At 63.1% G+C, this 11140-nt stretch carries 9 protein-coding genes; all 9 read left to right on the top strand.

Translation table 11 applies throughout. The annotated features are described in order from the left end of the window. The first annotated feature begins 72 nt into the window (after window positions 1-72). The 9 genes from betT (IAU67_RS05445) to IAU67_RS05405 all read left to right on the top strand — a co-directional run bounded on the left by betT (IAU67_RS05445) (window position 73) and on the right by IAU67_RS05405 (window position 11140). Window positions 73-2244, top strand: coding sequence for a choline BCCT transporter BetT (gene betT, locus IAU67_RS05445; RefSeq protein WP_151841699.1), 2172 nt, complete (start codon window positions 73-75; stop codon window positions 2242-2244). 67 nt (window positions 2245-2311) lie between these two features. Continuing rightward, a complete protein-coding gene (locus IAU67_RS05440) occupies window positions 2312-3850 on the top strand; it encodes an aldehyde dehydrogenase family protein (RefSeq protein ID WP_370451970.1) in 1539 nt (512 codons plus the stop codon). Window positions 3851-3859: 9 nt separating this feature from the next. Beyond that, window positions 3860-6004, top strand: a complete 2145-nt coding sequence (betT, locus tag IAU67_RS05435) for a choline BCCT transporter BetT (RefSeq protein ID WP_151841697.1) — start codon at window positions 3860-3862, stop codon at window positions 6002-6004. A 20-nt stretch (window positions 6005-6024) separates the two neighbouring features. Beyond that, window positions 6025-8340 carry a Tex family protein gene (locus tag IAU67_RS05430; RefSeq protein ID WP_225723452.1) on the top strand — a complete coding sequence of 772 codons (2316 nt, stop codon included), beginning with the start codon at window positions 6025-6027 and terminating at the stop codon, window positions 8338-8340. A gap of 119 nt (window positions 8341-8459) precedes the next feature. Continuing rightward, window positions 8460-8801, top strand: coding sequence for a 50S ribosomal protein L19 (gene rplS / locus IAU67_RS05425; protein ID WP_151841695.1), 342 nt, complete (start codon window positions 8460-8462; stop codon window positions 8799-8801). 98 nt (window positions 8802-8899) lie between these two features. After that, window positions 8900-9652, top strand: a complete 753-nt coding sequence (lepB, locus tag IAU67_RS05420) for a signal peptidase I (RefSeq protein WP_225723508.1) — start codon at window positions 8900-8902, stop codon at window positions 9650-9652. A 10-nt stretch (window positions 9653-9662) separates the two neighbouring features. Beyond that, window positions 9663-10289 (top strand): ribonuclease HII, encoded by a 627-nt coding sequence (locus tag IAU67_RS05415; RefSeq protein ID WP_151842397.1) that lies wholly within the window; start codon window positions 9663-9665, stop codon window positions 10287-10289. A 37-nt stretch (window positions 10290-10326) separates the two neighbouring features. Beyond that, the gene (locus IAU67_RS05410) at window positions 10327-10635 is read left to right on the top strand and encodes a DUF2469 domain-containing protein (protein ID WP_099297575.1); all 309 of its coding nucleotides are present in this window, start codon (window positions 10327-10329) and stop codon (window positions 10633-10635) included. Window positions 10636-10780: 145 nt separating this feature from the next. Further along, window positions 10781-11140, top strand: a complete 360-nt coding sequence (locus IAU67_RS05405; protein ID WP_151841694.1) for a YraN family protein — start codon at window positions 10781-10783, stop codon at window positions 11138-11140.

Here is an 11140-nt window from a genome sequence, read left to right as displayed (position 1 = left end):
ACTGTGTATGGTCGATAAAGCTACTGTCTATCTTTTGACGTTTCTATTCATTATCACTGTGAGGATTTTGTTGTGACAGACCATCATCCACCTGGAGCGGACGCTCCAGACACCCGCGTTATTGTGGGGGACGCACCCGTGGATCAGGGTGGCACCACTCAGGAACCTGATTCAGATGCGATTCGCGTGAACTGGCGAGTCTTCCTCGCCTCCGCGGCAGGCATTCTTGCCATTGCGCTATGGGCCTTCTTCGGTCGCGACAGCGCGGAGAGAACCCTGGGAGACATCACCGGCTGGATTTCCACCCACTTGGGCTGGTTCTACATCCTGACCGCCACCGTGGCCGTGGTGTTCGTGCTGTCTCTCGCGTTTTCCAGCGCGGGACACATCCGCCTGGGCCCGGACCACTCCCGCCCGCAATTCCGCCTGTTTTCCTGGTCCGCCATGCTGTTTGCCGCGGGCATCGGCGTGGACCTTATGTTCTTCTCCGTCGCCGAACCGGTGACCCAATATATGATGCCGCCGGAAGGCGCCGGCGAAACCCGCGAGGCCGCTGAGCAGGCCGTGGTCTGGGCACTCTTCCACTACGGCGTGACCGGCTGGGCTATGTACGCGCTCATGGGCATGGCCTTTGGCTACTACGCCTACCGCCTGCACATGCCGCTGGCGATCCGCTCCGCGCTCTACCCCCTGATCGGCAAGCGAATCCATGGACCTGTTGGCGACGCCGTAGACGTGGCAGCCGTCATGGGCACCGTGTTCGGCATCGCCGCCTCGTTGGGTATCGGCGTGGTGCAGCTGAACTACGGCCTGCACCTCATCTTTGGCGTGTCCGAGGGGCCGACCTGGCAGATCATCCTGGTGGTCGCCGGAGTAGGCATCGCCATCCTGTCGGCGGTCTCCGGTGTGGACAAGGGCATCAAGCTGCTGTCCGAGATCAACGTCTACCTGGCGATGGGACTGGCGCTGTACGTGGTCATCGCCGGAAAGACGTCCTTCCTCTTCGACGCACTGGTCATGAACATCGGCGACTACGTCTCCCGCTTCCCAGGCATGACCATGGACACCTTCGCCTTTGCCGAGGACAAAGCGGCGGTGACCGAATGGATGGGCGCCTGGACCCTGTTCTTCTGGGCATGGTGGGTCGCCTGGGCGCCCTTCGTGGGACTGTTCCTCGCCCGGATCTCCCGCGGCCGCACACTGCGCCAATTCGTGGTCGGAACACTCACCATCCCGTTCCTATTCATCCTGGGCTGGTTGAGCTTCTTCGGCAACACTGCCCTGGAACGCGTCATCGGAGGCGATCAGGACTTCGCCCAACGCACCATCGACGCCCCTCAGCAGGGCTTCTATGACCTGCTGTCCGGATTCCCCGGCGGTGCTGTGGTCATTGTGCTCGCCACCGCGATCGGGCTGCTGCTCTACATCACCTCCGCAGACTCCGGCGCGTTGGTCACCGCCAACTTCACTTCGAAGACCTCGAACGCCTCCCAAGACGGCCCGAAGTGGCTTCGCGTGTTCTGGGCTGCCCTCGTGGGAGTGCTCACCATCGTCATGCTGCAGATCGACGGCGTGGCCACCGTCCAATCGGCCACGATCGTGATGGGCCTGCCGTTTGCCGTGGTCATGTATCTGGTGATGCTGGGATTGGTGCGCTCCCTGCGCTTGGAGTCCCTCCAGAAGGAGGCCCGCAGCGTCTCGCTCCACGCCGCGATGTCCGGCCGTACCGGCGGATCCGGAACCAACCACAACCAAAATTGGCGACGCCGCCTCTCCCGAGCCAACACCTGGCCATCGGCCGACCGCGCTCAGCACTACCTGGACACGATCGCCCAGCCGGCGATGGCTGCCGTGGCCGAGGAGTTGAAGGACAAGGGCATTGAGGCGCAGATGATCGCCTCCAGCGTTCAGAGCTTGCCCGTGGGGCAGCTGGATCTGTACTTGCCCCTGGGGGAGGAACAGGACTTCCGCTACCAGATCTATCCCATCGAGCATCCCGTGCCGAGCTTCACACGAAGCACTGGCAAGGATCACAAGTACTACCGCCTGGAGGTGTTCGACCGCACGGGATCCCTGGGATACGACATCTTTGGGTACTCTCGCGAACAGCTCATCGACAACATTCTCGACCTCTACGAGCGCCACCTGGAGTTCCTCCACATCCAACGCGACCTTCCCGGCACCTCCGATCTCTCGGACGGCGCAGCGCCCGTGCGCGAATGGGCCGAGGACACCCCGGACTAAGCAACCACACCCTAAGGATTATTGAATGACTTCTACCACTCCTATCTTTGACCCCACCACGTGCGACATGCTGCAGGACGTGCACGCGAACCCCGGTAGCCCTGCGTCCCTCTACATTGATGGCCAATGGGTGCCCGCCGCCGATGGCGAGACCCGGACCATCACCTGCCCGGCCGACCGCTCAGAGGTCGGGGTGGTCTCCGAGGCCTCGGAGCAGGACACCGAGCGAGCCATTGCCGCCGCCCGTCGCGCCTTCGATTCCGGTGAATGGTCCAGTGTGCCCGCCTCGGAGCGCGGCATGATGCTCATCAAGGTCGCCCAGATCATTCGCGAGCGCAAGGACATCTTCGCGCATGCAGAGGCGGCCGATACCGGCAAGCGCCTGGCCGAGGCATATATCGACATGGACGATATCGCCAACGCCTTTGACTACTTCGGCACCCTCGCGCAACACCAGGCTGGCCGCGTGGTGGACCCGGGGGACCCGAACGTCCGTTCCCGAATCGACGCCGAGCCTGTTGGTGTGTGCGGCCTCATTACCCCGTGGAACTACCCGCTCCTCCAGGTGGCGTGGAAGGTCGCACCGGCGCTGGCCGCCGGAAACACCTTCGTGTTGAAGCAGGCGGAGCTGACTCCTCACACGGCGATGCTGCTCATGGCGGTGCTGGAGGAGGTAGGCGTTCCCGCCGGCGTGGCCAACCTCATCACGGGCGCGGGCGCCCGCTGCGGAAACCCCCTGTCCACCCACCCGGATGTGGACATGGTGTCCTTCACTGGCGGGCTGGCCACCGGCAAGATCATCGCGCGCAATGCGGCCGAGACCGTCAAGCGCGTGGCGCTGGAGTTGGGCGGCAAGAACCCGAACGTGATCTTCGCCGACGCGGACTTCGACGCCGCCGTGGATAACGCCTTGAACGGCGCCTTCGTCCACTCTGGCCAGGTGTGCTCGGCGGGTTCGCGCATCGTGGTGGAGGAATCCATCCACGATAAGTTCGTGGAGGCGCTCGTGGCTCGTGCCAAGGCCATCAAGATCGGCGGCCCGCTGGACGAGGCAGCGGAGACCGGTGCCTTGATCTCGGCTGAGCACCTGGACAAGGTGGCAGCCTATGTCGATGAGGCTCGCAGCCAAGGCGCAACGATCGCCTGCGGTGGGCGTCGGGCAACAGAGGAAGACAACGACGGCAGCCACTCCACCGGACACACTGACCTGACAGGCGGCGAGTTTTACCTGCCGACCGTCATCGACCACTGCACCGCGGAGATGGACTGTGTCCACGCGGAAGCCTTCGGCCCCACGGTCACCATCGAGACCTTCCGCACGGAAGACGAGGCAGTTGCCATCGCGAACGACACCGAATACGGCCTGGCCGGCGCCGTGTGGAGCTCCAGTCAGGCCACGGCCGAGCGCGTCGCGCGGCGTCTGCGCCACGGCACCATCTGGATCAACGACTTCCACCCCTACCTGCCGCAGGCGGAATGGGGCGGCATGAAGCAGTCCGGAAACGGCCGTGAGCTGGGGCCGACGGGACTGGCGGAATACCAAGAGCACAAGCACGTCTACACCAACATCGCCCCGGCGGTGACGGGCTGGTTCGCACAGAAGTGAGGTTGAGCCGTGAGTGACAGAGACATCACCGAAGAGGAATCCACCCCGCACGCCATCGTGGGCACCGTGTCCGAGGAGTCCGCGGGTGAGGCGCAGGCGCACGAGAACAAGCCCAACTGGGTGGTGGTCGGCTTCACCGCGGTGTTCACCATCGCCGTGAGTATCTGGGCCTACGTCAGCTCGTCTTCGTTTGAGCACGTGGTTACCGCAACCACCGGCTGGCTGACCGGGAACCTGGGCTGGCTGTACGTGGGAACCGTGGCCATCGTGCTGGGGTTCATGGTGTGGATTGCCGTGTCCAGCGCGGGCAATATCCGGCTGGGGCCCGATCATTCACGGCCGCAATACTCCCTGTTTTCCTGGTCGGCGATGCTGTTCGCCGCGGGTATCGGCATCGGTATCCTGTTCTATTCCGTGGCTGAGCCGATTGCGCAATACGTGAACCCTCCCGTGGGGGAGGGGCAATCCCAGGAGGCGCTACAGAATGCCGTGGTCTGGACGCTGTTTCACTACGGCATCTCCGGGTGGGCGCTGTATGCGCTGATGGGATTGGCTTTTGGTTACTACGCCTACCGCCTGAACATGCCTTTGGCCATCCGCTCGGCGCTGTATCCCATCATCGGCAAGCGCATCCACGGGCCGGTGGGGGAGGCTGTGGACGTGGTGGCCATGCTGGGAACCATCTTCGGCGTGGCTGCCTCCCTGGGTATCGGCGTGGTGCAGCTGAACTTCGGCTTAAACCTGATCTTCGACCTGCCGGAAAACGTGGGCGTTCAGATCGCGCTCATTGTCCTGGCGATTGGCGTGGCGACCCTCTCCGCCGTCTCCGGCGTGGACAAGGGCATCAAAAGGCTGAGCGAGATCAACGTCTATCTGGCCTCGGCGCTGCTGGTGATCATCCTGGTGACCGGCCGCACGGGATTCCTGCTGGACTCGTTGGTCAAGAACATGGGCGACTACCTCTACAAGCTGCCCCTGTGGTCCTTCGAAACCTTCTCCTACAGCCAAACCCCCGAGGCCACGCAGCAGTGGATGTCCAACTGGACCCTGTTCTTCTGGGCCTGGTGGGTGGCATGGGCACCGTTCGTGGGATTGTTCCTCGCCCGCATCTCGCGCGGGCGAACCTTCCGCCAATTCATCATCGGCACCCTGATTGTGCCCTTTCTCTTTCTCGCGCTGTGGGCGTCGTTTTTGGGCAATGCGGCCCTCGACCGCGTCCAGAGCGGCGATCGTGACTTCCTTGAGGCCACGGTCAACAGCCCCGAGCGCGGCTTCTACATGATGCTGCAGGATCTGCCGCTGGGCACGTGGGTGATCGTCCTGGCGCTGGTGACGGGCATGCTGTTCTTCGTCACCTCGGCGGACTCCGGCGCGTTGGTGATGGCTAAGTTCTCCTCGACCTCCCACGATCCTCAGCACGACGGTGCCCCGTGGATGCGCATCCTGTGGTCCGTGTCCGTAGGTGTGCTGACCATCGCCATGCTGCAGGTGGACGGCATCAACACCCTCCAGATGGCCACGTTGATTGTGGGCATGCCGTTCATGATCGTGATCTTCCTGATCATGCTGGGGCTCGTGCGGTCGATTCGGCGCGAGAAGGCCCAGCTGGAATCCCGCGCCGTGGCGCTGCACTCCGCGATCTCCGGCCGCACCGGGGGCGTGGAGGACCAATGGGAGGAGCGCCTGGATCGCTCCGTCAGCTTCCCCGATGCGGACGAGTCCAACGAGTACATCCGCACCATCGCCGCCCCCGCGCTGGAGGACGTGGCGCGCGCCCTGGAGGATCGTGACTACCGGCCCACACTTCTGATCCGCCAGGACACCGAGACGTGCGTCCAACAGCTGGACCTGTCCGTGCCTTTCGGCGAGGACCCGGCGTTCCGCTACCAGCTGTTCCCCCTGAAGCACGACGCCCCCGGCTTCCATCCTGGCGAGAAATCATATATTCGCCTGGAGGTCTTCGGCATGAATGGTTCCCTGGGCTACGACGTCAACGGCTACACCAAGAAGCAGCTCATCAGCAACGTCCTGGACCTCTTCGACCGTCACCTGGAGTACCTGCACATGCAGAAGGACTTCCACGGGACATCGGACTTGAGCGAGTACCAGCAGGACGCGCCCGAGTGGAATGCGGACTTCGGGACGCAGCAGTAGCGACCGCTAGAATGGCTGGAATGAATTCGAACTCGATTGCTCAGAAGATCGCGCAGGAGTTGCAGTGCCAGCCCCAGCATGTCCAGGCCGTCATTGAACTGTTGGACGAGGGCAGCACCGTTCCGTTTATCGCCCGCTACCGCAAGGAACTGACCGGCGGGATGGATGATACTCAGCTGCGTTCCCTGGAACAGCGGCTGACGTACCTGCGCGAACTGGAGGATCGGCGCGCCACCGTCCTCAAGGCCATCGAGGACCAGGGCAAGCTCACCGACGAGCTGCGTGCACAGATTCTGGACGTGGATACCAAGGCACGCCTGGAGGACCTGTACCTGCCGTACAAAACCACCCGCCGCACCAAGGCCACCATCGCGCGCGAGGCTGGCCTGCAACCCCTGGCCGACCTGCTGCGGGAGGGGACTGATCGTGATCCTGCCGAACTCGCCGCCGAGTACATCACCGAGGGATTTGACGACGCCAAGGCGGTCCTCACCGGAGCGCGCTCCATTGTCATTGAGGAATTGTCCACAAACGCCGACCTGGTGGGCTCCATCCGTGAAGAGTTCTTTGAGCGAGGATACGCCCAGGCGTCGGTGGTGGCGGGGAAGGAAGAGGCCGGCGCGAAGTATCGCAACTACTTCGACTTTCACGAGCCGTTTTCCAAGCTTCCCTCACACCGCATCCTGGCGTTGTTGCGCGGAGAATCCGAAGGCGTGCTGCAGGTGAACTTCGAGCCGGGGCACCCCGATCAGCTGGACGAGGCGCACGAGTATTTCCAAGGGCGCATCGCTCACCTGGCTGGTCTGGAGGCCACCGGGGACGCCGCAGATAAGTTCCGCGCCGAGTGCGTGCGCTTTGGCTGGCGCACCAAGCTGGCGGTGAGCTCCGCCGTGGACACCCGCGTGCGTTTGAAGGAGCGTGCGGACCAGGCGGCGGTGGAGGTGTTCTCCCGCAACCTGAAGGATCTTCTTCTGGCGGCCCCCGCAGGCCAGCGCGCGGTCCTGGGATTGGACCCGGGCTACCGCAACGGCGTGAAGTGCGCGGTGGTGGATCGCACCGGCAAGGTGCTGGACACGGTCATCGTGTATCCGCACAACGGCCAGGCGCGCTGGGAGGAGGCGCGCATGATCCTGGCGCAGCTGGCAGCGAAGTACTCCGTGGAGCTGCTGGCCGTGGGCAACGGGACAGCCTCTCGGGAAACCGAGAAGCTGTCCCGGGAGATCTGCGAGCTCATCACGCAGGCGGACGCGGCCGTGCGCCCACAGACGGTGATCGTCTCCGAGTCCGGTGCGTCGGTCTACTCGGCCTCCGAGCTGGCGGCCGAGGAGTTCCCGGACATGGACGTGTCCCTGCGTGGTGCGGTGTCCATTGCACGCCGCCTGCAGGACCCGCTGGCGGAGCTTGTGAAGATTGACCCGAAGTCCATTGGCGTGGGTCAGTACCAGCACGATGTGAACCAAACGCTGCTGGCCCAGGGCCTGGAGGCCGTGGTGGAGGACGCTGTGAACTCCGTGGGAGTGGATGTGAACTCGGCGTCCGCGCCGCTGCTGCGGCGCGTGGCCGGAGTGTCCTCCACGGTAGCGGACAACATCGTGGCCTACCGGGATGAACACGGCGCCTTTGCCTCCCGCAAAGAGTTGCTCAAGGTGCCACGGCTCGGCCCGAAGGCCTTCGAGCAGGCCGCCGGCTTTTTGAGGATCCAGGGTGGCACGGACCGCCTGGACTCCTCAGCTGTGCACCCCGAGGCATACCCGCTGGTGCACAGGATCGTGGAGTCCACGGGGCTGGACGTGGATGCCCTCATCGGCAACAGCGCGGTGCTGACATCCTTGCGTCCCGCGGACTTCGCCGACGAACGCTTCGGTGTACCCACCGTGACGGACGTGCTGGCGGAGCTGGACAAGCCGGGCCGCGACCCGCGCCCACGCTTTGCCACCGCTACCTTGAAGGAGGGTGTGGAGAAGGTTTCCGATGTCACACCGGGCATGATCCTGGAGGGCACCGTGACCAACGTGGCTGCCTTCGGCGCCTTCGTGGACATCGGAGTGCACCAGGATGGCCTGGTGCACGTCTCCGCCATGAGTGATCGTTTCGTCTCTGACCCGCACGAGATTGTCTCCTCAGGCCAGGTGGTGAAGGTCAAGGTGATGGATGTGGATGTGCAGCGCAACCGCATCGGACTGAGCTTGCGCCTCAACGACGAGCCCGGCGGTGGTGCTCCCGCGGGAGAGCGTCCCAAGAAGCGGTCCCAGAAAAAGCAGCAGAAGCAGAACAACCAGCGCGCGGCGTCGGGTTCCATGGCCGACGCGCTGAAACGCGCAGGATTTGGCCGCTAGTTCGGCATATGGCATAATATCGGGGTTCATATGTTGTGGGTACGAACCCGTAGGCGCACGCTGATCGTGAAAAGCCGCGCAGGATCCTCTATCCAGACGAGACTTAAGGTTACTTCAGAATGCACATTCTTGATAAGGTCGATGCAGCTCAGCTGCGCGACGACATCCCAGACTTCCGCCCAGGTGACACCCTCGACGTTCACGTGAAGGTGATCGAGGGCACCAAGTCCCGTATCCAGGTGTTCCGTGGCGTTGTGATCCGCCGCCAGAACTCCGGTATCCGCGAGACCTTCACCGTCCGCAAGGTGTCCTTCGGCATCGGTGTGGAGCGTACCTTCCCGGTTCACTCTCCCAACATCGACCACATCGACGTCCTGACCCGCGGTAAGGTTCGCCGCGCGAAACTGTACTACCTGCGTAACCTGCGCGGTAAGGCAGCCAAGATCAAGGAAAAGCGCTAAGAGCTGCCGCCTTCCCGCCGCACCCAGCTTGTCGTTGGGTGCGGCGGTTTTTGCGTATCTAAGCCCTGTGTTGTGCCCAGGGACTGCTAAGCTGTTCTATCGTGACCGATTCTCAAGATGCGAAGCCCAGCACCCCGGACAAGAAGAAAAAGACGTACCCCTGGTGGGTGGAGATGCCCATCATTATCGTGGTGACGCTGCTGGTGTTGGGCGCATTCAATACGTTCGTGGGACGGATGTATCTGATTCCTTCGGAGTCCATGGAGCCGACCTTGCACGGCTGCGCGGGCTGCACCCCGGACCGGATCTTTGTGAACAAGCTGGCCTACGTGGGCAACAATAAGCCGAAGCCTGGCGAGGTTGTGGTGTTCGTGGGCGAGGATTCCTGGAACTGGAATTACACCACCCAGCGCTCTGATGTGGCTCCGGTGCGTGCCTTGCAGAACGCCGCCTCCTATATCGGCATCGTCGCTCCGGATGAAAACACGCTGGTCAAGCGCGTGATCGCCACTGCGGGCCAGACCGTGCAGTGCCTGGAGGGGGACCCGGGGATCATGGTCGATGGCAAGAAGGTGGATGATTCCTACATCATGCGCCCGGCGGCGAATCCGATCGATACCACGTTGGGCTCCGAGGCCTGCCAGGGCAATTACTTTGGCCCGGTGACGATCCCGCCGGATCACCTGTGGATGATGGGCGATAACCGCACGAACTCGCTGGATTCCCGTGGCCACATGGGCGACGAGCTACAGGGCACCATCAGCATGGACCACGTTGTGGGCCGCGTGGAAGCCATCATCCTGCCGTTCGATCGCATCTCGAGGGTTAAATCCCTGCCTGTCCAGGGCTAGCCCCATGGATTTGGAACGTCAGCTCTATGCGGCGGGTTTGGGGCCCGTCGCGGGTGTGGACGAGGCTGGCCGTGGTGCGTGCTGCGGACCGATGACCATTGCGGCGTGTATTCTCCCTTTTCATGTCGACGCCGACAGTTTCCCGTCCTGTCTGGCTGGCTTACAAGATTCCAAGAAACTGACTCCTCGGCGCCGCGCGGCTCTCTTCGACAGCATCGTCGAGGAGGCCGTGAGCTATTCCATCGTGATGATTTCTGCCGCCGATATTGACCGGTGGGGTGTTCAGCACGCGAATGTCTCCGGCATGCGGCGCGCGGTCGCGCTGCTGGACACAACCCCGGGCTACGTGCTGACGGACGCCGTGAAGATCCCGGGGCTGGCCCAGCCGCATCTTCCGGTGCTGAAGGGGGACCAGATGGCCGCGAGCATCTCGGCGGCGTCGATATTGGCGAAGGTAGCGAGGGATCGCCACATGATCGAGCTGGACGCCGAGTACCCGGAGTACGGTTTGGCGGGGCACAAGGGGTACGGGACAAAGACGCATATGGCTGCGGTGAGTCTGCATGGCGGAACCCCGGAGCACCGCTACACTTACAAAAATGTGGCCCATGCGCACGCGCTGTGGTCATCAACATAGTCACTACGCCAGATGGGAAAGGGCGGCGGCCAACACTATGAGCGCTGAGGAACTTGACGACTACGAGGCAAACGTAGAACTGTCCATGTATCGCGAATACCGCGACGTGGTGAGCCAGTTTTCCTATGTGGTGGAAACCGAGCGCCGTTTCTATCTGGCCAACGCGGTGGAGCTCATTCCACGTAACTCTGGGGGAGAGGTCTACTACGAAGTCCGCATGTCCGACGCGTGGGTGTGGGACATGTACCGCCCGGCGCGTTTCGTGCGCTACGTCCGCGTGATCACCTACAAGGACGTCAATATCGAGGAGCTGGATAAGCCGGAGCTGCAGCTGCCGGAGAACTAACAGCTCAGTTTTCCACAGGGGCCGAGTTATCCACAGAGTCCTGGGCGTATGCCAAGGTGCGTGGGTGGCTCGGCCTTCGTGTGTATATCCCCTTGACTAGCCTGGCGCCCGATGATATTCATGCGAGACACAGGGGGAGAGGCCGATGACCAGGCACCAAGGGGACGCCGGAGAGGCTATGGCCGCGGAGTATTTGGAGCGGCAGGGCTATGAGATTGTCCAGCGCAACTGCGTAGTTCAGGTAGAGGGCTTCCGGGCTGAGATTGACATCGTGGCGCGGGATCCGCAGGCCCAGCAGGTGGTGTTTGTGGAGGTGAAGTTCCGTGCCACGGAAGCAGACGGTGCGGGCGTGGGGGCGATTACGCCGACGAAGCTGCGGCGGATGCGCAGAGCGGCCGGGGTGTGGCTGAGCCTGCATAGGCCGGCCGAGAGGTGTTCTCCCCGGGTGGATGTGGTGGACGTAGGGCCGTGGGGGATCCGCGAACACCTCAAGGATGTGTGGTAG

The organism is Corynebacterium zhongnanshanii (genome assembly GCF_014490575.1).
GTDB lineage: Bacteria > Actinomycetota > Actinomycetes > Mycobacteriales > Mycobacteriaceae > Corynebacterium > Corynebacterium zhongnanshanii.
This window is presented reverse-complemented; position numbering and strand designations above follow the sequence as displayed.